Consider the following 23,731-nt stretch of genomic DNA (forward strand, 5'->3'; position numbering starts at 1 on the left):
ATAATGGAACTATTTAAAACATGGAAGAAAAATATGGTTCTCTATGGTCTTAAATCTCAAATTGGAACTGTCTACCGAAACAATGATAGGACAACAAGCTTTTATGATGTTGGGAATTTTCTATACCTAGCAGGGGAGTTGGATTCCAGATTTTGGGAAGATTTTGTTAGAAAATATGGTTTAGATTATAAGATTATTATTTCAGAAAATACTAATTGGCAAGATTTTCTGCATCGAAAAGTGGGGCTAAATTCTTTTACTCGCTATTCTTTTAAAGATAAGGCAAATTTTCAAGTTGAATTTTTAAATAATCTAGTTACTCATTTAGAGGAAGGTTACAATATTGTGCCTATTGATAATCATATTTATAACTGCTTTTCTACGGAAGAATGGTCACAGGATTTACAGGGGGATTTTGAGTCCTATCAGGATTTTGTTTTAAAAGGTGGATTTGGCTTTGTGATTCTTAAAAATAATGAACTGATTGCTGGAATTTCCTCAGGGTTAGTTTACCGTGAAGCAGTTGAAGTGGAAGTTGCAACTAGACCAAACGAACAAGGAAATGGATTTGCTAAAAAGCTTGGTGCTGCAATGATTCTAGAGAGTTTAAATAGGGATATGTTTCCACTTTGGGATGCTCATAATGAGGCTTCCAAAAAAGTAGCAGAATTTTTAGGATATGAGTTAGCTGAACCTTATGAAGCTTTTGAACTAGAGGAAATTTTGATATAATTATATATGATGTTGTATCTTTTAAGACGAGGTGAATGGCTATGAAAAATCAACTTGCCCTTAGTGGCGAAAAAATTATTGAAAAAGTTTACCCCTAATTATTTCACCACGTCGGCATGATTCGTGGGGAATACTTGTTGAGAGAGCTCAACAAAAACATACTGTTACCTAGTTGTCAGCAATTTGTAAAAGATTTATCTAGCGATTATCTGCTCCCTGTACTCAGATGAAGAAGTCTGGTATCGTTTTACTGAATTAACGAATACAGAAGCTAATTGTCTAAAGGGGACTAAAGAGTATTTTGATGAAAATCATCCCTTGTTTGGTTATAGAGGAACGAGGCGTTTGCTGGCGTGTCCGGATGAATTTCAGGCTGAAGCACATGTCGTTACAGAAGTTTATCAAAACAATCCCAATCTATCTCTTATCTTTCCTTTTGTCAATGATGCTGAGCAGTTAAAGCAAGCTATTACAGTACTGCGTCAGCATGGTTTTACTGGAAAAATTGGCATAATGATTGAATTACCGTCAGCGTATTTTGACTTGGACAGGATACTGGAAGCTGGTATTTCAAAGATTGTAGTTGGAATGAATGATTTGACTTCTTTTGTTTTTGCGACTGTGAGAAACAGTCAATGGCATGATATGGAAAGTCCAATAATGTTAGATATGTTGAGACAGATGCAGGATAAAGCAAGGATGAAAAAGATTGATTTTGCTGTAGCAGGCTATCTGAATACTTCTTTCATACAAAAAATGAATCAGTTGAGTATCAAGTGCATTATCCACTACAGTTCTATTCCAGAGATTTTTGATTTAGAGATTGACCATCCAGATCATCTTAAACACATAAAAGAAGAAAGTAAAAAATTACAAAGGAGTACCCATGATACCGCAAGAAATGTGGAATAAATACAAGCAAATCAATCCTTTGATCGGAGATGAAATCGATGCTTGGGCTTTTGGAGTTGAACCAGACCTTTTAGCGGATTTGGTGTTTAAAGGAGAAAAGACAGCAACAGCATCAGCCTATGACCTCTATGTACTAGAAGACGAACCACTTCCCCAAGTAGGGACCTTCGATATCATTTTAGATAGTCAAAATCAGTCTGTCTGCATTGTCGAAATTACAAAGGTTTCTGTTGAACTCTTCAATCAAGTTTCTGCGCAACATGCCTTTAAGGAAGGTGAGGGAGACAAATCACTTGCCTATTGGCGCCAGGTTCATGAGGACTTTTTCACAGACTGTTTGGGTGAAGTAGGGCTGACTTTTACACCTGAAAGCAAGGTTGTTTTAGAAGAATTTCGCAAGGTCTACCCCCTGTAGACTGCTAGAAGGAAGAAAGTTTTGGAAATCGCTGTCCAATCCTTTTTTCTCAAGCAAAATATGATATAATAAGTTTGTTTGAAGAAGAGCAGCAGCTCTTAAACTTAGAATAGGAGAAAACTATGCAAGCAGTTGAACATTTTATTAAGCAATTTGTTCCTGAACATTATGATTTATTTTTAGATTTGAGTCGTGAGACCAAGACTTTTTCTGGGAAAGTGGCCGTCACTGGTCAAGCACAGAGTGACCGTATTTCCCTTCACCAAAAAGACTTGGAAATCGCTTCTGTAGAAGTTGCAGGTCAAGCTCGTCCATTTACAGTTGACCATGACAATGAAGCCCTTCATATCGAATTGGCTGAGGCTGGTCAAGTTGAATTGGTTCTTGCCTTTTCTGGTAAAATTACAGACAACATGACAGGGATTTACCCTTCTTATTATACAGTTGATGGAGTCAAGAAGGAGGTCTTGTCTACTCAGTTCGAGAGCCATTTTGCGCGCGAAGCTTTCCCATGTGTGGATGAGCCTGAAGCCAAAGCAACTTTTGACCTCTCTCTTTGCTTTGACCAAGCAGAAGGTGAATTGGCTTTGTCAAACATGCCAGAAATCGATGTTGAAAACCGTAAGGAAACAGGTATCTGGAAGTTTGAGACAACACCTCGCATGTCTTCTTACTTGTTGGCCTTTGTTGCTGGTGATTTGCAAGGGGTGACCGCTAAAACTAAGAATGGTACCCTCGTTGGTGTATACTCTACCAAAGCACATCCACTTTCTAACCTTGATTTCTCTTTGGACATTGCCGTTCGCTCTATCGAGTTTTACGAAGATTACTACGGAGTCAAGTATCCAATCCCTCAATCTCTCCATATCGCCCTTCCTGACTTCTCAGCTGGAGCTATGGAAAACTGGGGTCTTGTGACCTACCGTGAAGTTTGCTTAATTGTAGATGAAAACTCTACATTTGCCAGTCGTCAACAAGTTGCCCTTGTTGTGGCCCATGAATTGGCTCACCAATGGTTTGGTAACCTCGTAACTATGAAATGGTGGGATGACCTTTGGCTCAATGAAAGCTTTGCTAACATGATGGAATATGTCTGTGTGGATGCCATTGAGCCAAGCTGGAATATCTTTGAAGATTTCCAAACAGGTGGAGTACCTCACGCTCTTGAACGCGATGCGACTGATGGTGTTCAGTCTGTTCACGTCGAAGTCAAACACCCAGATGAAATCAATACGCTCTTTGATGGCGCTATCGTCTATGCCAAAGGAAGCCGTCTCATGCACATGCTTCGTCGTTGGCTAGGTGATGCCGATTTTGCCAAAGGTTTGCATGCCTACTTTGAAAAACATCAGTACAGCAATACAATTGGTCGTGACCTTTGGGATGCTCTTGGTCAAGCATCTGGCCGTGATGTCGCAGCTTTCATGGATTCTTGGTTGGAACAGCCTGGTTACCCAGTTCTTACTGTCAAAGTTGAAAATGATGTCTTGAAGATTTCACAAAAACAATTCTTCATCGGTGAGAACGAAGACAAGAACCGTCTCTGGGTGGTGCCACTCAATAGCAACTGGAAAGGCTTGCCTGATACACTCGAAACTGAAAGTATCGAAATCCCTGGCTACGCAGCTCTTCTTGCTGAAAATGAAGGAGCTCTTCGTCTCAACACTGAAAATACTGCCCACTATATTACCGACTATCAAGGAGACTTGTTAGAAGCTGTTCTTGCTGAGCTAGAGACACTTGATAACACAAGCAAACTGCAAATTGTTCAAGAACGTCGTTTGTTGGCTGAGGCAGGGCACATTTCTTATGCAGACTTGCTTCCAGTTCTTGATAAACTTGCTAAGGAAGAATCTTACCTTGTCGTTTCAGCTGTTTCTCAAGTGATTTCAGCCCTTGAGCGCTTTATTGATGAAGGAACGGATGCTGAAACAGCCTTCAAAGGACTGGTTGCTAAATTGGCTCGTCATAACTATGACCGTCTTGGTTTTGAAGCTAAAGACGGAGAATCAGATGAGGATGAATTGGTTCGTCAGCTGGCTGTTTCGATGATGATTCGCTCAAATGATGCAGAAGCTAGTCAAGTCGCTAGCCAAATCTTCGCAACACACAAGGAGAATCTTGCAGGACTCCCAGCAGCTATTCGCTCACAAGTTCTGATTAATGAGATGAAACATCATGAGACTAAAGACTTGTTAGCACTTTATCTTGATACTTATACTCACGCAACAGATGCTGTCTTTAAACGCCAGTTGGCAGCAGCTCTTGCATACAGTACAGATGCGGATAATATCCAAAACTTGATTGCTGCTTGGAAGGACAAATTTGTGGTCAAACCACAGGACTTGTCTGCTTGGTATTACCAATTCCTAGCTCATCAAGCAACTCAGAAAACAGCTTGGTCTTGGGCGCGTGAAAACTGGGCTTGGATTAAGGCAGCCCTTGGTGGAGATATGAGCTTTGATAGCTTTGTTATCCTTCCTGCTCATGTATTTAAGACTCAGCAACGCTTGGCAGAGTACAAGGAATTCTTTGAGCCACAACTTTCTGACCTTGCTCTTAGCCGTAACATCGGCATGGGAATCAAGGAAATTGCAGCGCGTGTTGACTTGATTAACCGTGAAAAAGCTGCAGTCGAAGCAGTTGTTCTTCAATACGGAAATGCATAAATAAGCCTAAAATAAAAAGAAAACTCAGCTATCTCATGTAAAATGCAGAGAGTTGAGTTTTTTTTAAGGCAAATTTGGTATAATGGTTTTAATAAGGAGGAGTTTCTCATGATAAAAATCTTATTGGTTGAGGATGACCTAGGTCTGTCAAATTCAGTATTTGACTTTTTAGACGATTTTGCGGATGTTATGCAGGTATTTGATGGTGAAGAAGGTCTCTACGAAGCTGAAAGTGGTGTCTATGACTTGATTTTGCTCGATTTGATGTTGCCAGAAAAAAATGGTTTCCAAGTCTTAAAAGAATTGCGTGAAAAGGGAATTACGACACCAGTTCTGATCATGACCGCCAAGGAAAGTTTGGATGACAAGGGACATGGATTTGAACTGGGAGCGGATGATTATCTGACCAAGCCTTTCTACCTAGAAGAACTCAAAATGCGGATTCAGGCCCTTCTCAAACGTTCAGGCAAGTTTAATGAAAATACGCTATCTTATGGAGATATTCTCATCAATTTATCAACAAATACCGTTAAGGTTGAAGATACTCCAGTCGAATTGCTGGGGAAAGAGTTCGATTTACTAGTTTATTTCCTTCAAAATCAAAATGTGATTTTGCCTAAGACGCAGATTTTTGATCGTCTATGGGGATTTGATAGTGACACAACGATTTCAGTTGTCGAAGTTTATGTTTCAAAAGTCCGTAAGAAATTAAAAGGAACCACTTTTGCAGAGAATTTGCAAACCTTGCGCAGTGTTGGGTATATTTTAAAAGATGTTCAGTAAACTAAAAAAAACATGGTATGCGGATGATTTTAGTTATTTTATCCGCAACTTTGGTGTCTTCACTCTGATTTTCTCTACAATGACTCTGATTATTTTGCAGGTCATGCATTCGAGTCTCTATACTTCGGTGGATGATAAACTCCACGGACTGAGTGAAAATCCTCAAGCAGTTATTCAACTGGCAGTGAATAGGGCAACAGAAGAGATTAAAGATTTAGAAAATGCTAGGGCGGACGCTAGTAAAGTAGAAATAAAACCTAATGTCAGTTCCAATACGGAAGTCATTCTCTTTGATAAGGACTTTACTCAACTTCTTTCTGGAAATCGATTTTTGGGCTTGGATAAGATTAGGTTAGAGAAAAAAGAACTAGGCCATATCTACCAGATTCAGGTTTTTAATAGCTATGGGCAGGAAGAAATCTATCGCATGATTTTGATGGAAACCAATATCAGTTCGGTTTCAACCAATATCAAGTATGCTGCTGTCTTGATAAATACCAGTCAGTTGGAGCAGGCCAGTCAAAAGCATGAGCAATTGATTGTCGTTGTGATGGTAAGTTTCTGGATTTTGTCTTTGCTTGCAAGTCTTTATCTAGCTCGGGTTAGTGTTCGACCCCTGCTTGAGAGCATGCAGAAGCAGCAGTCCTTTGTGGAAAATGCCAGTCATGAGTTACGGACTCCACTTGCAGTTTTGCAAAATCGCTTAGAGACCCTTTTCCGTAAGCCAGAAGCTACCATTATGGATGTGAGCGAAAGTATTGCATCGAGTTTGGAAGAAGTCCGAAATATGCGTTTTTTGACGACAAACTTGCTGAACTTAGCTCGGAGAGATGATGGGATTAAGCCGGAGCTTGCAGAAGTTCCAACTAGTTTTTTCAATACGACTTTCACAAACTATGAGATGATTGCTTCGGAAAATGATCGTGTCTTCCGTTTTGAAAATCGTATCCATCGTCCGATTGTCACAGACCAGCTTCTCTTGAAGCAGTTGATGACTATCCTATTTGATAATGCTGTCAAGTATACTGAAGAGGATGGTGAAATTGATTTTCTTATCTCGGCGACCGATCGTAATCTGTATTTACTGGTTTCTGATAATGGAGTCGGTATTTCGACAGAAGATAAAAAGAAAATTTTTGATCGTTTTTATCGAGTGGACAAGGCTAGAACTCGTCAAAAAGGTGGTTTCGGTTTAGGATTATCTCTGGCCAAGCAAATTGTAGATGCGCTTAAAGGAACCATTACTGTTAAAGATAATAAACCCAAGGGAACAATCTTTGAAGTGAAGATTGCTATCCACACACCATCGAAAAAGAAAAAATAAAAAGAGTCTGGGGCAAAAGTCTAACCTTAAATATAAAAAGCGAACAAAACAAGTTATCTGACACTCAGAATTCTGTTTTGTTCGCTTTTTTGTCTAATCTATCGATTTTAAAAACTTATAATAAAGAATTCCTAAAATCAAAATCCTTTTGTCCCAGACTCTTTTGGATTTATTTTCTACGTTTTCGTTTGATAATAGACCGTTGAACTTTTAAAACAAGTAAGCTGGATCCGATTGCTGCGGCAAAGGCAAGAGCAGTTGATAATTTTAATGCTAAAAAGATAAAACTAAAGATAGCAATACAGATACAAAAAACAGCGATATTAACAAAAAATAAAATTTCTTTGAGATTGCTATCAGCTTGTGCTTCAGGTGTATAAGCTTGATAATGAGGAAGTTGTTGGTTTAATTCTTCTTGATAGTCTACCTCATAGGATTGTAATTTTCTTGCGGGCATGATTCTCTCCTTAACAGTACATACCTATTTTATCATTTTTTCAGCAGAGAATTATTACAGAAAGGTTACAAAAAGAATAAAGTCCCTTTTCATTTTCAAAGCATGGCTGATTTTGGAGAAATGTGGTATAATTTTTCTTATGGAAAAGATTGTCATTACAGCAACTGCTGAAAGTATTGAACAAGTCGAACAACTACTCGAAGCTGGCGTAGACCGTATCTATGTCGGTGAGAAAGATTTTGGCCTTCGTCTGCCAACGACCTTTAGTTATGACCAATTACGTGAAATCGCTAAGTTGGTTCATGATGCTGGTAAGGAATTGATCGTTGCGGTCAATGCTCTCATGCACCAAGATATGATGGACCGTATCAAGCCTTTCCTTGATTTCTTGGAAGAAATTAAGACAGACTACATTACGATTGGGGATGCAGGTGTCTTTTACGTAGTCAACCGCGATGGTTATTCATTTAAGACTATCTACGATGCTTCAACCATGGTAACTAGCAGTCGCCAGATTAACTTCTGGGGACAAAAGGCTGGCGCATCTGAAGCTGTTTTGGCGCGTGAAATTCCATCGGCTGAACTCTTCAAAATGCCAGAGATTTTGGAAATTCCTGCTGAAGTTTTGGTTTACGGTGCCAGTGTCATCCATCATTCTAAACGTCCGCTCTTGCAAAATTACTATAACTTTACACATATCGATGATGAAAAGACTCGCAAGCGTGACCTTTTCTTGGCTGAGCCAAGTGATCCTGAGAGTCACTATTCCATTTTTGAAGACAATCATGGTACTCATATCTTTGCCAATAACGACCTTGATTTGATGACCAAATTAACAGAATTGGTGGAGCATGGCTTTACTCACTGGAAATTAGAAGGTCTCTATACACCTGGTCAGAACTTTGTTGAGATTGCAAAACTCTTTATCCAAGCGCGTAGCTTGATCCAAGAGGGTAACTTTAGCCATGACCAAGCCTTCTTGCTGGATGAAGAAGTGCGTAAACTTCACCCTAAAAACCGTTTCCTTGATACAGGATTTTATGACTACGATCCTGACATGGTTAAATAAAATACATGATTCGTTGAGAGAAGGAAGATTTAAAATTTCTTCTCTCAATTTTTTGTATTTCTTCACTATTTTAAAAAAATCAGCAGGCTAGGATGCTCTATTTGATGGGATTTTTCAGGCCAGTAACCTTTTTGAGTTTGAAACTAATCACATGTTTGCAGGTGCCAAATGGCCCTTTTTTTGGTATAATTTTTTATAATGAAAACGATTGGTAATCGCTATGTTGTGGTGGATTTAGAGGCAACTAGCACAGGTAGTAAGGCTAAAATTATCCAAGTGGGAATTGTCGTGATTGAGGACGGAAAAACCGTTGATCACTATACGACGGATGTCAATCCACATGAACCCTTGGATGCTCATATCAAAGAACTGACAGGATTGACAGACCAACGTCTGGCGCAAGCACCTGATTTTTCGCAAGTTGCTAGAAAAATCTTTGACTTGGTAGAGGATGGGATTTTTGTAGCCCACAATGTTCAGTTTGATGCCAATCTTTTGGCGGAAAATTTATTTTTTGAAGGTTATGAGCTAAGAAATCCTCGTGTTGATACGGTCGAATTGGCTCAGGTCTTTTTCCCTGAACTGGAAAAATATAGTTTGCCGATATTGTGCCGAGAATTAGGAATTCCTCTTAAGCACGCCCACACAGCCCTTTCAGATGCCCAAGCTACTGCGGAATTACTTCTTTTTTTACGAGAAAAGATGGCACAACTTCCTAAAGGACTCTTGGAACGCTTGCTGGAAATGGCTGACGCCCTCCTATATGAGTCCTACCTGGTTATTGAAGAAATTTATCGCAGCCAATCTATTCTGAGTTCTTCAGATTTGGTCCAAGTTCAAGGACTGTATTTCAAGAAAACTGCAGATCCCATGGAGTCACGAAAACTATCTCAAGATTTTTCTAAAAATATTTCTCTGTTGAATCTTGAAGTGAGGGAGGAGCAAGAAAATTTTGCTAAAGAGGTTGGCTTGCTATTGAAAGATGAGCCTGTATCATTAATTCAAGCGCCGACTGGGATTGGGAAAACTTATGGCTATCTCTTACCCGCTTTATCTCAAGCCAAAGAGCATCAGATTGTCCTTAGCGTTCCGACAAAGATTCTTCAAAATCAAATCATGGAAGAAGAAGGTAAACGTCTCAAGGAAGTGTTCCATATAGATATTCATCCTTTAAAGGGGCCTCAAAATTATTTGAAGTTGGATGCCTTTTATCGTTCCTTGCAGGAAAATGATGAAAATCGCTTATTTAGACGTTTTAAAATGCAACTCTTGGTCTGGTTGACAGAGACAGAAACCGGGGATTTGGATGAAATTGGTCAACTCTACCGTTACCAACATTTTCTGACAGATCTTCGTCATGATGGGAATTTATCATCCAAGAGCTTATTTGTGACGGAAGATTTTTGGAAACGTAGTCAAGAAAGGGCACAAACCTGCAAGCTTTTAGTGACCAATCATGCCTATCTTGTAACCAGACTTGAAGATAATCCTGAATTTGTCAGTGACCGTTTACTGATTATCGATGAAGTTCAAAAAGTTTTGTTGGCTTTAGAAAATCTGCTTCAAGAGACCTACGATATACAATCTATTATCGATTTAATTGATAAGGCTTTAGTAGGAGAAGAAAACAGGGTTCAACAACGGATACTAGAAAGTATTCGCTTTGAGTGTCTCTACTTGATAGAACAATTTCAGTCTGGCAAATCTAGGAAAAATATCTTAGATTCTCTGGACAATCTCCATCAGTATTTTTCAGAATTAGAAGTGGAAGGCTTTGATGAGCTGGTTCGCTATTTTACAGCTGAAGGTGATTACTGGCTTGAAGTAATTGAAACGAGTCAAAAGAAAATTCAGATTTCTTCTACAAAATCAGGCCGTACTCTTCTGTCCTCTTTACTTCCTGAGAGTTGCCAAGTCTTGGGAGTATCGGCTACTCTTGAGATTAGTCAGAGGGTTTCTTTGGCAGACCTTTTAGGCTATCCTGAAGCCAAATTTGTCAAGATTGAATCTCGGGGAAAACAGGAACAAGAAGTGGTCATGGTCAAAGATTTCCCTCTGGTAACAGAAACCTCCTTAGAAGTCTATGCCAGAGAGGTAGCTACTTTACTAGTGGAAATTCAAGCTTTCCAGCAACCGATTTTGGTTCTCTTTACCGCTAAAGATATGCTTCTAGCAGTTTCAGACATACTTCCTGTAAGCCATCTGGCCCAGTATAAAAATGGAGATGTTCATCAGCTAAAGAAGCGCTTTGAAAAAGGAGAACAACAAATCTTGCTTGGTGCAGCAAGTTTCTGGGAGGGAGTTGATTTTTCAAGCCATCCTTTTGTGATTCAAGTTGTACCGAGGCTTCCTTTTCAAAATCCTCAAGAACCCTTAACGAAAAAGATTAATCAAGAACTGAATCAAGAAGGGAAAAATGCCTTTTATGATTATCAATTGCCAATGGCCATTATTCGTTTAAAACAGGCTTTGGGAAGAAGTATGAGACGTGAATACCAACGTTCCTTAACTCTTATTTTGGATAGGAGAATCGTCGGAAAACGATACGGCAAACAAATAGTAGCATCTCTAGCAGAAGAAGCGACTGTTAAAACCATCTCTCGATCCGAAGTTGACGAGGCTATTGATAGATTTTTTAATGAACTTTGATAAATAGTATTGTATGAAAGTATAAGGTTAGTATATATGAAACGTTCTCTCGACTCAAGAGTCGATTACAGTTTGCTCTTGCCAGTATTTTTTCTACTGGTCATCGGTGTGGTGGCTATCTATATAGCCGTTAGTCATGATTATCCCAATAATATTCTGCCCATTTTAGGGCAGCAGGTCGCCTGGATTGCCTTGGGGCTTGTGATTGGTTTTGTGGTCATGCTCTTTAATACAGAATTTCTTTGGAAGGTGACCCCCTTTCTATATATTTTAGGCTTGGGACTTATGATCTTGCCGATTGTATTTTATAATCCAAGCTTAGTTGCATCAACGGGTGCCAAAAACTGGGTATCAATAAATGGAATTACCCTATTCCAACCGTCAGAATTTATGAAGATATCCTATATCCTCATGTTGGCTCGTGTCATTGTCCAATTTACAAAGAAACATAAGGAATGGAAACGCACGGTTCCGCTGGACTTTTTGTTAATTTTCTGGATGATTCTCTTTACCATTCCAGTCCTAGTTCTTTTAGCACTTCAAAGTGACTTGGGGACGGCTTTGGTTTTTGTAGCCATTTTCTCAGGAATCGTTTTATTATCAGGGGTTTCTTGGAAAATTATTATCCCAGTATTTGTGACTGCTGTAACAGGAGTTGCTGGTTTCTTAGCTATCTTTATTAGCAAGGACGGACGAGCTTTTCTTCACCAGATTGGAATGCCGACCTACCAAATTAATCGGATTTTGGCTTGGCTCAATCCCTTTGAGTTTGCCCAAACAACGACTTACCAGCAGGCTCAAGGGCAGATTGCCATTGGGAGTGGTGGCTTATTTGGTCAGGGATTTAATGCTTCGAATCTGCTTATCCCAGTTCGAGAGTCAGATATGATTTTTACGGTTATTGCAGAAGATTTTGGCTTTATTGGCTCTGTCCTGGTTATTGCCCTCTATCTCATGTTGATTTACCGTATGTTGAAGATTACTCTTAAATCAAATAACCAGTTCTACACTTATATTTCCACAGGTTTGATTATGATGTTGCTCTTCCACATCTTTGAGAATATCGGTGCTGTGACTGGACTACTTCCTTTGACGGGGATTCCCTTGCCTTTCATTTCGCAAGGGGGATCAGCTATTATCAGTAATTTGATTGGTGTTGGTTTGCTTTTATCGATGAGTTACCAGACTAATTTAGCTGAAGAAAAGAGCGGAAAAGTCCCATTCAAACGGAAAAAGCTTGTATTAAAACAAATTAAATAAGGAGAAAATCATGGTAAAAGTAGCAGTTATGTTAGCTCAGGGCTTTGAAGAAATTGAAGCCTTGACAGTTGTAGATGTCTTGCGTCGAGCCAATATCACATGTGATATGGTTGGTTTTGAAGAGCAAGTAACGGGTTCGCATGCAATCCAAGTAAGAGCAGATCATGTCTTTGATGGAGATTTATCAGACTATGATATGATTGTTCTTCCTGGAGGTATGCCTGGTTCTGCACATTTACGTGATAATCAGACCTTGATTCAAGAATTGCAAAGCTTCGAGCAAGAAGGGAAGAAACTAGCAGCCATTTGTGCGGCACCAATTGCCCTCAATCAAGCAGGGGTATTGAAAAACAAGCAGTACACTTGTTATGATGGTGTTCAAGAGCAAATCCTTGATGGTCACTACGTCAAGGAAACAGTAGTGGTAGATGGTCACTTGACAACCAGTCGAGGTCCCTCGACAGCCCTTGCCTTTGCCTACGAGTTGGTAGAGCAACTAGGAGGAGACGCAGAGACTTTACGAACAGGAATGCTCTATCGAGATGTCTTTGGTAAAAATCAGTAAAACGGGAGTTATTCTCTCGTTTTTTATGTGGAAAAATCAGGGAAATCATCGCTTTTTTCATAAAAAAATGCTATAATGAAGGGTATGAAATATCACGATTATATCTGGGATTTAGGTGGAACTTTACTGGATAATTATGAAATTTCAACAGCTGCATTTGTTGAAACATTGGCACTGTATGGCATTATACAAGACCATGACAGTGTCTATCAAGCTTTAAAGGTTTCTACTGATTTGGCGATTGAGACATTCGCTCCCAATTTAGAGAATTTTTTAGAAAAGTACAAGGAAAATGAAGCCAGAGAGCTTGAACACCCGATTTTATTTGAAGGAGTTTTTGACCTATTGGAAGACATTTCAAATCAAGGTGGCCGTCATTTTTTGGTCTCTCATCGAAATAATCAGGTTTTGGAAATTTTAGAAAAAACCTCTATAGCAGCTTATTTTACAGAAGTGGTGACTTCTAGCTCAGGCTTTAAGAGAAAGCCAAATCCCGAGTCCGTGCTTTATTTAAGAAAAAAGTATCAGATTAGCTCAGGTCTTGTCATTGGTGATCGACCGATTGATATCGAAGCAGGTCAAGCTGCAGGACTTGATACCCACTTGTTTACCAGTATCGTGAATTTAAGACAAGTATTAGACATATAAGAAAAAGGAATAAGATGACAGAAGAAATCAAAAATCTGCAGGCACAGGATTATGATGCCAGTCAAATTCAAGTTTTAGAGGGCTTAGAGGCTGTTCGTATGCGTCCAGGAATGTATATCGGGTCAACTTCAAAAGAAGGTCTTCACCATCTAGTCTGGGAAATTGTTGATAACTCAATTGATGAGGCCCTGGCAGGATTTGCCAGCCATATTCAAGTTTTTATTGAGCCAGATGATTCGATTACTGTTGTCGATGATGGGCGTGGTATCCCAGTCGATATTCAGGAAAAAACAGGCCGTCCTGCTGTTGAGACCGTCTTTACAGTCCTTCACGCTGGAGGAAAGTTCGGCGGTGGCGGATACAAGGTTTCAGGTGGTCTTCACGGAGTAGGGTCATCAGTCGTTAATGCTCTTTCCACTCAATTAGACGTCCATGTCCACAAAAACGGTAAGATTCATTACCAAGAATACCGTCGTGGTCATGTTGTCGCAGATCTTGAAATAGTTGGAGATACGGATAAAACAGGAACAACTGTTCACTTCACACCGGACCCAAAAATCTTCACTGAAACAACAATCTTTGATTTTGATAAATTAAATAAACGGATTCAAGAGTTGGCCTTTCTAAATCGCGGTCTTCAAATTTCAATTACAGATAAGCGTGAAGGTTTGGAACAAACCAAGCATTATCATTATGAAGGTGGGATTGCTAGTTACGTTGAATATATCAACGAGAACAAGGATGTAATCTTTGATACACCAATCTATACAGACGGTGAGATGGATGATATCACAGTTGAGGTAGCCATGCAGTACACAACTGGTTACCATGAAAATGTCATGAGTTTCGCCAATAATATTCATACCCATGAAGGTGGAACGCATGAACAAGGTTTCCGTACAGCCTTGACACGTGTTATCAACGATTATGCTCGTAAGAATAAGTTACTGAAAGACAATGAAGATAATTTAACTGGGGAAGATGTCCGCGAAGGATTAACTGCAGTTATCTCAGTTAAACACCCAAATCCACAGTTTGAAGGACAAACCAAGACCAAATTGGGAAATAGCGAAGTGGTCAAGATTACCAATCGCCTCTTCAGTGAAGCCTTCTCCGATTTCCTCATGGAAAATCCACAGATTGCCAAGCGTATCGTGGAAAAAGGGATTTTGGCTGCCAAGGCTCGTGTGGCTGCCAAGCGTGCGCGTGAAGTCACTCGTAAAAAATCTGGTTTGGAAATTTCCAACCTTCCAGGGAAACTAGCAGACTGTTCTTCTAACAATCCTGCTGAAACAGAACTCTTCATCGTCGAAGGAGACTCAGCTGGTGGATCAGCCAAATCTGGTCGTAACCGTGAGTTTCAGGCTATCCTTCCAATTCGCGGTAAGATTTTGAACGTTGAAAAAGCTAGCATGGATAAGATTCTTGCTAACGAAGAGATTCGTAGTCTATTTACAGCGATGGGAACAGGATTTGGCGCAGAATTTGATGTTTCGAAAGCCCGTTACCAAAAACTCGTTTTGATGACCGATGCCGATGTCGATGGAGCCCACATTCGTACCCTTCTTTTGACCTTGATTTATCGTTATATGAAACCAATCCTAGAAGCTGGTTATGTTTATATCGCCCAACCACCAATCTATGGTGTCAAGGTTGGAAGCGAGATTAAAGAATATATCCAGCCGGGTGCAGATCAAGAAATCAAACTCCAAGAAGCTTTAGCCCGTTATAGTGAAGGTCGTACCAAACCGACTATTCAGCGTTATAAGGGGCTAGGTGAAATGGACGATCATCAGCTGTGGGAAACAACCATGGATCCCGAACATCGCTTGATGGCTAGAGTTTCTGTAGATGATGCTGCAGAAGCAGATAAAATCTTTGATATGTTGATGGGGGATCGAGTAGAGCCTCGTCGTGAGTTTATCGAAGAAAATGCTGTCTATAGTACACTTGATGTCTAAAAAATAGGGAGAAGTAGTTCCCTTGGTCTAAAAAATATGATATAATCGTTACGATTGTTTCAAGTAAAAAAGGAGTTTGATATGTCTAATGGACAACTAATTTATTTAATGGTTGCAATTGCAGTCATTTTAGTTCTGGCTTATGTAGTGGCAATCTTTCTACGTAAGCGAAACGAGGGGAGATTAGAGGCGCTAGAAGAAAGAAAAGAAGAACTATACAATCTTCCAGTAAATGATGAAGTAGAAGCTGTAAAAAATATGCACTTGATTGGACAAAGTCAAGTGGCTTTCCGTGAATGGAATCAAAAATGGGTCGATTTATCTCTCAACTCTTTTGCCGATATTGAAAATAATCTCTTTGAAGCAGAAGGCTATAACCATTCATTTCGTTTTCTCAAGGCCAGTCATCAAATTGACCAAATTGAGAGTCAAATTACTTTGATTGAAGAAGATATTGCTGAAATTCGCAATGCTTTGGCAGACTTAGAGAAGCAAGAATCTAAAAATAGTGGTCGTGTTCTTCATGCTTTGGATTTATTTGAGGAACTTCAGCATAGAGTTGCTGAAAATTCAGAACAGTATGGTCAAGCCTTGGATGAAATTGAAAAACAATTAGAAAATATCCAATCTGAATTTTCACAATTTGTAACCTTGAATTCATCGGGTGACCCTGTGGAAGCCGCAGTGATTTTGGATAATACAGAAAATCACATTTTGGCCTTAAGTCATATTGTGGATCGTGTTCCAGCCTTGGTTACGACGCTTTCTACAGAATTGCCAGATCAATTACAGGATTTGGAAGCCGGTTATCGTAAACTAATTGATGCTAATTATCATTTTGTTGAAACGGATATTGAAGCACGTTTCCACTTGCTTTATGAAGCATTCAAGAAAAACCAAGAGAATATTCGTCAGTTGGAATTGGATAATGCCGAATATGAGAATGGACAGGCACAAGAGGAAATCAATGCCTTGTATAATATTTTTACTCGAGAAATTGCTGCTCAGAAAGTAGTGGAAAATCTACTTGCAACTCTTCCAACTTACCTTCAACATATGAAAGAGAATAATACTTTATTGGGAGAAGATATTGCACGTTTGAACAAGACCTATTTACTTCCTGAGACAGTTGCAAGCCATGTTCGTCGTATTCAGACAGAATTAGAGAATTTTGAGGCAGCTATTGTTGAGGTAACTTCAAATCAAGAAGAGCCAACCCAAGCTTATTCAGTTCTTGAAGAAAATCTTGAGGATTTACAAACTCAACTAAAAGATATTGAAGATGAGCAAATTTCAGTTAGTGAGCGCCTGACACAAATTGAGAAAGATGATATTAATGCACGTCAAAAGGCCAATGTTTATGTCAATCGTCTCCATACTATCAAGCGATACATGGAAAAACGCAATCTGCCAGGTATTCCACAAACTTTCTTGAAGTTATTCTTTACGGCAAGCAATAATACCGAGGATTTAATGGTTGAGTTAGAACAAAAAATGATTAACATTGAATCTGTTACCCGAGTTCTTGAAATTGCAACGAATGATATGGAAGCTTTAGAAACGGAAACTTATAATATTGTACAATATGCAACTTTGACAGAGCAACTCTTGCAATATTCTAACCGCTATCGCTCATTTGATGAACGCATTCAAGAAGCATTTAACGAAGCTTTAGATATTTTTGAAAAAGAATTTGATTATCACGCTTCATTTGACAAGATTTCTCAAGCATTGGAAGTGGCAGAGCCTGGTGTAACCAATCGCTTTGTTACCTCATATGAGAAAACACGTGAAACGATTCGTTTTTAAAAAGCTTAGTTCATTCTAAGCTTTTTTCTTTACTCAAAAGCCATGAGTTTACTTATTTATCATTGAAATTAATGCTTGGTTTTGATATTATTTAAATATGAAGAAAGATAGAACAAAGCGTGGTAGTCACGCTAAAATGGGACGGAGTAAAAGAGTCCAGTGGACTCTTTTAGCCTAAGCTAAATTTTAAAAAGCGAGGGTGGTTGTTTTCTCAAAGTTTTGAAGGAGCTAAAGCAAGAGCTATTATTATGAGCTTGTTGGAAACAGCTAAACGTCATCAATTACATAGCGAGAAATATCTATCCTATCTTCTAGAATGTCTTCCAAACGAGGAAACTCTCGTAAACAAAGAGGTTTTAGAGGCTTATTTACCATGGACTAAAGTTGTACAAGAAAGGTGAAAATAAAAAATCTCCAGATTAGGAACTATCGCTAAGTTCACTAATCTGGAGATTTTTCAATAGACTTCGTTATTGTACGGTTACGTTTGTCACAGTTCCTGAAATGCTTAATTCACGATTATAGTAAAATGAAATAAGAATAGGACAAATCGATCAGGACAGTCAAATCGATTTCTAAAAATGTTTTAGAAGTAGAGGTGTACTATTCTAGTTTCAATCTACTATAAAAGCACATGAACTATTCTATGACCGTGATTAGTAAGGTTTTTGCTTAATGAGTAATTGAATGGAAAGTAATTATTTAATAAAGAAATTTAGTCTTGTATTAATCGAGATTAAATTTCTTTATGTTTAAATTACATGAGAAGAGTGATTAATATTACAATTTTGTTACAAAATAAGTTTTTGATAGAATTTTCAGATAATTTAGGATATAATACTTTTAATTTAAATAAAAAGGAGTGATTTTATGGGAGACTGCAAAGATTTTTGTCATAAAAAGTACCAAATAGCAACGATTTTTCTGCTATCGGTCTTTGCATGCAGATTTGCTTTAGTACAGGTTAGTGCTGCTGAGGGGAAATTTGAAACATCCAATCAAGTTACACATGCAGTAATAATTAATAAATTAGATGATTCAAATAAGCTCGCACCGTCAGTCACGGCTGACAAGAATGCTCTAGATTCTTCTTCAAAGGAAAAAACAGAAGCGACAGCGTCAGTAAAACAAGATGATTCTATAGAATATAGAGATAATAAGTCAGACAAGAATGTAATCACACAGAAAGAAAAGACTGCTATAAAAAGTGAAGAGAAGAAGGAAGAATCAGCAGTAGAAAGAAGTTCTTCTTCCGAAAGTTCACAATCACAGTCGTTATCTCAAAGTGGACATAAAGAAAAGCCAAATAGTATCTCCAGTAATGAAATGATTACTGTCCCTAAAACATGGGAAGCAGGACACAAAGGGCAAGGAACTGTAGTCGCTGTTATAGATTCAGGCCTTGATTTGAATCATGAAGTTCTGCGTATTTCTGATCCGTCAAAGGCGAAATTTAAAAATCAGGATGATATCGAAAAAGCTAAAAAAGCTGCCGGTATTGACTATGGAAAATGGTACAGTGACAAGGTAGTATATGCTTATGATTACTTTGATGGAACTGATAATATAAAAGAGGCTGAAAAAGAGTCTCATGGAATGCACGTTACTGGTATTGTAGCTGGAAATCCAGTTAATAAAGCCCCGAATTCTGAGAAGGTTTATGGGGTGGCGCCAGAAGCTCAAATTATGTTTATGAGAGTTTTTTCAGATAGAGATAAAACTACAGCCTCTGCCCTCTATGTAAAAGCCGTTGATGACGCAGTTGCGTTAGGTGCGGATGTGATCAATATGAGTTTGGGTGCAGGTGCGGGTTCAACTGTAGATGCGGGTTCAGATATTATTGAAGCAGTAAAAAGAGCACGCACTAAAGGAGTATCTGTTGTTATTGCTGCTGGTAATAGCAATACTTTCGGTAGAGGTTTTTCACAACCATTAGCAGAAAATCCTGATTATGGTCTCGTCGGAAATCCCTCTACAGTAGAAGATTCAATTTCTGTTGCTTCGATTAATAATAAAATTCTAACTACTGAAGTCTTTGAAGTAAAAGGTTTAGAAAATGACGCTACCCTTGATTATGGTAAGTTTGATTTTAATAGACCTGAAACAGAAAAAGATTTTGAAAAAGGGAAAGAATACGAATATGTAGCAACGGGTATTGGTCGTGAAGAAGATTTTGCTAATATTGATGTAAGAGGTAAGTTAGCACTGATTCAACGTGGTAAAATCCATTTCTCTGATAAGATTAAAAATGCTCTTCAACACGGTGCAGCTGGAGTTTTAATTTATAACAACGTTGAAGGTGCAAATGTTAGTATGTCTGTTACAGGTGATGCTAAGAAAATCCCATCTGTCTTTATTTCAAAATATTATGGTGAAATTCTTAAGTCTGGTCAGTATAAAATTGTCTTTAATCACAAGATGGATAATCGTAAATCAGATGTTGCAGACCAATTGTCAGATTTTTCAAGTTGGGGAGTTACAACAGATGGACAATTGAAACCAGATGTTACTGCACCTGGTGGAAATATCTATTCATCATTTAACGACAATAGTTATGGAAGTATAAGTGGAACAAGTATGGCGGCCCCTCATGTAGCTGGTGTCGCAGCATTAGTCAAAGAATATTTATCAAAGAAACATCCTGAATTATCAGCTAGTCAAATTTCAGAGATTGTAAAAGCTTTAATTATGTCTACTGCAAAACCACATTTTAATAAACAAACTGGAGCCTATACTTCTCCACGTCACCAAGGTGCTGGCGTAGTTGACACGATGGCGGCAACAAGCACAGATCTATTTGTAACAGGTGCAAATAATTATCCAAGTGTTACTCTTGGTAATGTTGGTGATAAATTTACCTTTGAAGTTACAATTCATAATATTTCGGATAAAGACCGAACATTGAAGATGATTGTAAATACAAATACGGACGAAGTTGAAGAAGGAAAATTCACTCTCCGTCCACGAAAACTAACTGAAACAGTTTGGCCCGAAGTAACTGTGAAAGCTCATAGTACGAAGACAGTAACAGTTAGTGTAGATACAAGTAAGTTTACTGAAGAACTTAGCAAAATAATGCCAAATGGTTATTTTCTAGAAGGATTTGTTAGATTTGTCAATCCTGCAGATGATGGTTCTGTTATTGGTTTACCATTTATGGGATTTAAGGGAGAATTCCAAAATCTACCTGCAATTGAAAAACCAATTTATCAATTGATTAAGGAAGGAAACAGTGGATTTTACTCTGAAATTGATAAAGATAATCCAGGAATTTCACCTTCAGACGATGCAACTTATTTAACAAGTTCTGAAAATGATGTAAATGTTTTAAAATCAGAGCGTCAAGGAAATCGAGTGACTGTACTCGGAGTGAAACAAGATGATGAAGGAAAATACCATCTTCAATTAGATGAAAAGGGTAATGTTCGCCTTGCTATCTCGCCGAACGATGATGGTAATAAAGATTCTGTTCAATTTAAAACTCTTGTCTATAGAAACTTGGTAAATCTTCGTGCAACTGTTTATGATTCTTCGGATACAACACACAGTCAGCCTATTTGGCAAAGTCGTCCAACAGACCTTGTGAAAAATTATTTTGATGGCGATACTAGAAATCCAAGAAGTTACATTGTAGATAAAACAGCTTGGGGAGGACAGGATTCTAATGGAAATCGAGTCTCTGATGGAATTTATGACTATGTTATTAGTTATAAGCCAGATGTCCCTGGAGCTGAAGAACAATACACAATATTTAAAATTCAAATCGATACACAAAAACCTCTGATTACTTCGGGATATATTCGTTCTCAAAAAAATCAAGAACAATTTATAGCTCGTAAACCTCAGGATGTCGGAAATGGCGGAATTCTTCTAGAAAAAGTCTTTTATATTCGTCCTTCTGAAAATAGAGAGGCGGCAGATTCAGAAATCGAACAGTATCAGATTATCAAACAAAATGAAGATGGTAGTTATACACTTCCTAAGAACATTGATAAATCGAAAATCTTCTATTATGTGGAAGACTTTGCGGGAAATGTAGATTTTATATCTCTCAAAGATCTTGTAGGTGAAGAAAATAGTGGTCGTGTAAAAATTGCTATACTAAACAATAAAACCAATGATGAGATTGATACAACTTATGTTTATCGCATTAAAAATAGCGAAGGTCAATATGTAACCGTTGATAAGTCAAAAGATATTAATTTCTTGAAATTTGGGCATTATGTTGCAGAAATTTTTAGCTATGATCGTACAGAGTTGAAATTTGTGAGTGCTCTATCTAAGGAATTTGATTTAACGAAAGAAAATAGTTTTCAAACTATTACCTTCTTGGCTAACAAAATGAAATATGCTCCAGTAACGGTTGGCTTTAATCAAGCTGTTCCTGGAACTACAATGATTACTTTAGTAGGTGAAGACGGTCAGAGTCAAGTCTTGCCAGCTGAAACATATGGTAAACATTCTTATGGTAAGAAAGTGGTTACTGGTGAATATAAAGTTCTTGTAAATCTGTCAAACGGTTATGAATTACTTGATAATCTTCAACCATTTAAAGTTCTGTTTGGTAAAAATAATGTTTTGTCACTTTCAGTTGTTTCTAAGTTAGCTCTGATTGCAGCTTTAAATAAACAAATGGAAGTAGTTAAAACTCCAAGATATTATAATACAAAACAGAATTTAAAAGAGATGTTTGAGCAAAGTGTCAAAGATGCGCAACTAGCATTGGGAAGTAAACTTAACCAAGATAAAATTGACCAAATTGTTAAGGCTTTAGAGTCTGCTATGCAAACATTGGATGGTAAGGAATCTGATATCACATCATTGAAGAATGCCATTAAAGCATATGCTGAGACAGTTAAAAAAGGTAAATATATAAATTCTGATCAAGAACGCAAAGGTCAATATGATCGTGAATTTAAACTCTTGGCATTATTAATTACAAAAGATTTGATAACTCAAGATGAAATTGACCGTCTGTTGACCACTTTCTTGCAAGCTCAAGACCAGCTGAATGGGAAAGAAACAGATTTTATGAGCCTAAAGAATGTTATCGAGGATGAAGTGAAGTTCCAAGAAAAAGATCCAAGATTTTTGACAGCTAGCAAAGAGGAGAAAGATGCATATCATCTTATTTTCAACAAAGCTAAGCTACTTTTGGAAAATGCAGAAGCTAGTCAAGAAGAAATTAATGAAGTAATCAAAGCTCTAAAAGAAACGGTTGTAAAACTTAAGGCTAATAAAGTAGAGATTCCAACCAAACCAGTTGTACCAGTTAAGCCGGTTGATCCAACTAAAGCAGTTGCACCAGTTAATCCAGTTATTCCAGCTAAACCAGTTGTAACGATCAAGCCAGTTTCTCAAGTGCAACCTGTTAAATTAGTAAGTCAAAATAGACAAGTCTCAACTATTAAGCCTTCAATTAGCAATGATAAAATTGAGAAAGCTACATCAATTACAATACATCATTCCAATATAGAAGCTAAGCATGAGAATAAAACACTAGCTGGAAGTGATCAACAAGTGCTTTTAGCTACAGTCATCAAAGAAGGAAAACAGTTACCAGCCACTGGTGAGAATAACATGATTTCTATTATGCTAAGTATTTCTGGAATTTCTCTCTTGTTGTCAGTTATTGGACTTGTAACTTTTTCAAAAAGTGAGTAGAGAATACAAGCTAAATTCCCAAAGTAAGTTCCACCGCTAGTAGAATTGGAAGTTAGTCTGAGAAAAATCATAAAAACCAGTGGAATTCCGTGTCAGGGTAAGTTCCACTGGTTTTACTCATGCTTGATTTCTATAGTAGTATCGTGAGCAAAAGGATTCAAATTATAGTATAGTTGCTTAGTTTCAAACAAGCATGTTATAATAAAGCTATGGCATATAGTACAGATTTTAAACAGCGAGCATTAGATTCCATCAAAGAGGGGCACAGCCATGTCGAGGCAGCCAAGGTTTTTGATGTTGGCGTCAGAACTCTCTTCACGTGGGAAAAGAACTTACGTGAACAAGGACACTTAGAGAGGAAAAAGCGAGTCGTCAAAAACCGAAAGATTCCTTTAGAGGAATTGAAATCCTTATGCTTTTTTACGGGAAATTGCGGCACATTTTGATTGTGCTGTTCCTTCAGTATGGGCAGCTTTAAAGCAGATGAAGGTCACTTCAAAAAAAGATGACGAGCTTTAAGGAACAAGACCCAGAGAAAGTCGCTGAGTTTCTTGATATTTTGGATAACCTAAACGATTTACCAATCGTATATATTGATGAAACAGGAATCGACCGCTACCTCTATCGTCCTTATGCAGGGGCTCCTAGAGGGGAGAAAGTCTATGAAAAGATTAGCGGACGTCGTTTTGAGCGAACTTCAATTGTTGCAGGACAAGTAGACGGAGAGTTTATAGCTCCCATGATTTACAAGAACAGCATGACAAGCGATTTCTTTGTGGAGTGGTTCAAAACGCAACTCCTACCTGCTTTGAAG

The 23,731-nt window shown here is 38.2% G+C and carries 14 protein-coding genes and 3 pseudogenes; 16 read left to right on the forward strand and 1 reads right to left on the reverse strand.

Annotated features, from left to right (window positions below; translation table 11 throughout):
• The first annotated feature begins 3 nt into the window (after nt 1–3).
• The 6 genes and pseudogenes from HT687_RS05265 to ciaH all read left to right on the forward strand — a co-directional run bounded on the left by HT687_RS05265 (nt 4) and on the right by ciaH (nt 6,835).
• Nucleotides 4–732, forward strand: a complete 729-nt coding sequence (locus HT687_RS05265; RefSeq protein ID WP_023935842.1) for a GNAT family N-acetyltransferase — start codon at nt 4–6, stop codon at nt 730–732.
• A 41-nt stretch (nt 733–773) separates the two neighbouring features.
• Nucleotides 774–1,644 (forward strand): annotated as a pseudogene (locus HT687_RS05270) (putative PEP-binding protein).
• Nucleotides 1,619–2,059: an ASCH domain-containing protein gene (locus tag HT687_RS05275; protein WP_001813094.1), complete on the forward strand. Its 441-nt coding sequence runs from the start codon at nt 1,619–1,621 to the stop codon at nt 2,057–2,059. The pseudogene HT687_RS05270 and the gene HT687_RS05275 overlap by 26 nt, the downstream one beginning before the upstream one ends.
• A 122-nt stretch (nt 2,060–2,181) precedes the next feature.
• Nucleotides 2,182–4,728 carry a M1 family metallopeptidase gene (locus HT687_RS05280; RefSeq protein ID WP_172924099.1) on the forward strand — a complete coding sequence of 849 codons (2,547 nt, stop codon included), beginning with the start codon at nt 2,182–2,184 and terminating at the stop codon, nt 4,726–4,728.
• A 108-nt stretch (nt 4,729–4,836) separates the two neighbouring features.
• A complete protein-coding gene (ciaR, locus tag HT687_RS05285; RefSeq protein ID WP_000590627.1) occupies nt 4,837–5,511 on the forward strand; it encodes a two-component system response regulator CiaR in 675 nt (224 codons plus the stop codon).
• Complete coding sequence (gene ciaH, locus HT687_RS05290) at nt 5,501–6,835, forward strand: two-component system sensor histidine kinase CiaH (protein ID WP_023938233.1); 1,335 nt, start codon at nt 5,501–5,503, stop codon at nt 6,833–6,835. The genes ciaR and ciaH overlap by 11 nt, the downstream gene beginning before the upstream one ends.
• A gap of 169 nt (nt 6,836–7,004) precedes the next feature.
• Here the strand turns inward: ciaH and HT687_RS05295 are convergent, their stop codons facing one another.
• On the reverse strand, nt 7,005–7,292 hold the full coding sequence (locus HT687_RS05295) for a DUF3270 domain-containing protein (protein WP_001111516.1): 288 nt from the start codon (nt 7,290–7,292) through the stop codon (nt 7,005–7,007).
• Between the two features lie 139 nt (nt 7,293–7,431).
• On the opposite strand from HT687_RS05295, the gene HT687_RS05300 reads away from it, so the two are divergent.
• From HT687_RS05300 to HT687_RS11835, 10 genes and pseudogenes are all read left to right on the forward strand, one after another.
• Nucleotides 7,432–8,361 carry a peptidase U32 family protein gene (locus tag HT687_RS05300; protein ID WP_031233507.1) on the forward strand — a complete coding sequence of 310 codons (930 nt, stop codon included), beginning with the start codon at nt 7,432–7,434 and terminating at the stop codon, nt 8,359–8,361.
• 198 nt (nt 8,362–8,559) lie between these two features.
• Entirely contained in the window at nt 8,560–11,010 is a 2,451-nt protein-coding gene (locus HT687_RS05305; protein WP_172924100.1) for a bifunctional DnaQ family exonuclease/ATP-dependent helicase, read from the forward strand.
• Nucleotides 11,011–11,046: 36 nt separating this feature from the next.
• Entirely contained in the window at nt 11,047–12,270 is a 1,224-nt protein-coding gene (locus HT687_RS05310; protein ID WP_023935850.1) for an FtsW/RodA/SpoVE family cell cycle protein, read from the forward strand.
• 10 nt (nt 12,271–12,280) lie between these two features.
• Nucleotides 12,281–12,835 (forward strand): DJ-1 family glyoxalase III, encoded by a 555-nt coding sequence (locus HT687_RS05315; protein ID WP_023935852.1) that lies wholly within the window; start codon nt 12,281–12,283, stop codon nt 12,833–12,835.
• Nucleotides 12,836–12,919: 84 nt separating this feature from the next.
• Nucleotides 12,920–13,483: an HAD family hydrolase gene (locus HT687_RS05320; RefSeq protein ID WP_014017229.1), complete on the forward strand. Its 564-nt coding sequence runs from the start codon at nt 12,920–12,922 to the stop codon at nt 13,481–13,483.
• 14 nt (nt 13,484–13,497) lie between these two features.
• The gene (gene gyrB / locus HT687_RS05325; protein ID WP_000134037.1) at nt 13,498–15,444 is read left to right on the forward strand and encodes a DNA topoisomerase (ATP-hydrolyzing) subunit B; all 1,947 of its coding nucleotides are present in this window, start codon (nt 13,498–13,500) and stop codon (nt 15,442–15,444) included.
• An 81-nt stretch (nt 15,445–15,525) separates the two neighbouring features.
• Nucleotides 15,526–17,253, forward strand: coding sequence for a septation ring formation regulator EzrA (gene ezrA, locus HT687_RS05330; protein ID WP_023933515.1), 1,728 nt, complete (start codon nt 15,526–15,528; stop codon nt 17,251–17,253).
• A gap of 191 nt (nt 17,254–17,444) precedes the next feature.
• A pseudogene (locus HT687_RS05335) lies at nt 17,445–17,654 on the forward strand (transposase domain-containing protein); the annotation flags it as partial.
• 469 nt (nt 17,655–18,123) lie between these two features.
• Nucleotides 18,124–22,917 carry a S8 family serine peptidase gene (locus tag HT687_RS05340; protein WP_172924101.1) on the forward strand — a complete coding sequence of 1,598 codons (4,794 nt, stop codon included), beginning with the start codon at nt 18,124–18,126 and terminating at the stop codon, nt 22,915–22,917.
• Nucleotides 22,918–23,126: 209 nt separating this feature from the next.
• Nucleotides 23,127–23,731: pseudogene (locus tag HT687_RS11835) on the forward strand (IS630 transposase-related protein); the annotation flags it as partial.

Origin of the sequence: Streptococcus sp. 1449 (genome assembly GCF_013276805.1) — a bacterium.
Taxonomy (GTDB): domain Bacteria; phylum Bacillota; class Bacilli; order Lactobacillales; family Streptococcaceae; genus Streptococcus; species Streptococcus pseudopneumoniae.

What these genes read in the sequence shown, in the direction of transcription:
- HT687_RS05305 (WP_172924100.1), top strand. Translation starts at nt 8,560, where the DNA reads ATGAAAACGATTGGTAATCGCTATGTTGTGGTGGATTTAGAGGCAACT.
- HT687_RS05310 (WP_023935850.1), top strand. Translation starts at nt 11,047, where the DNA reads ATGAAACGTTCTCTCGACTCAAGAGTCGATTACAGTTTGCTCTTGCCA.
- ezrA (WP_023933515.1), top strand. Translation starts at nt 15,526, where the DNA reads ATGTCTAATGGACAACTAATTTATTTAATGGTTGCAATTGCAGTCATT.
- HT687_RS05265 (WP_023935842.1), top strand. Translation starts at nt 4, where the DNA reads ATGGAACTATTTAAAACATGGAAGAAAAATATGGTTCTCTATGGTCTT.
- HT687_RS05300 (WP_031233507.1), top strand. Translation starts at nt 7,432, where the DNA reads ATGGAAAAGATTGTCATTACAGCAACTGCTGAAAGTATTGAACAAGTC.
- gyrB (WP_000134037.1), top strand. Translation starts at nt 13,498, where the DNA reads ATGACAGAAGAAATCAAAAATCTGCAGGCACAGGATTATGATGCCAGT.
- ciaR (WP_000590627.1), top strand. Translation starts at nt 4,837, where the DNA reads ATGATAAAAATCTTATTGGTTGAGGATGACCTAGGTCTGTCAAATTCA.
- HT687_RS05320 (WP_014017229.1), top strand. Translation starts at nt 12,920, where the DNA reads ATGAAATATCACGATTATATCTGGGATTTAGGTGGAACTTTACTGGAT.
- HT687_RS05295 (WP_001111516.1), bottom strand. Translation starts at nt 7,292, where the DNA reads ATGCCCGCAAGAAAATTACAATCCTATGAGGTAGACTATCAAGAAGAA.
- HT687_RS05340 (WP_172924101.1), top strand. Translation starts at nt 18,124, where the DNA reads ATGGGAGACTGCAAAGATTTTTGTCATAAAAAGTACCAAATAGCAACG.
- HT687_RS05315 (WP_023935852.1), top strand. Translation starts at nt 12,281, where the DNA reads ATGGTAAAAGTAGCAGTTATGTTAGCTCAGGGCTTTGAAGAAATTGAA.
- HT687_RS05280 (WP_172924099.1), top strand. Translation starts at nt 2,182, where the DNA reads ATGCAAGCAGTTGAACATTTTATTAAGCAATTTGTTCCTGAACATTAT.
- HT687_RS05275 (WP_001813094.1), top strand. Translation starts at nt 1,619, where the DNA reads ATGATACCGCAAGAAATGTGGAATAAATACAAGCAAATCAATCCTTTG.
- ciaH (WP_023938233.1), top strand. Translation starts at nt 5,501, where the DNA reads ATGTTCAGTAAACTAAAAAAAACATGGTATGCGGATGATTTTAGTTAT.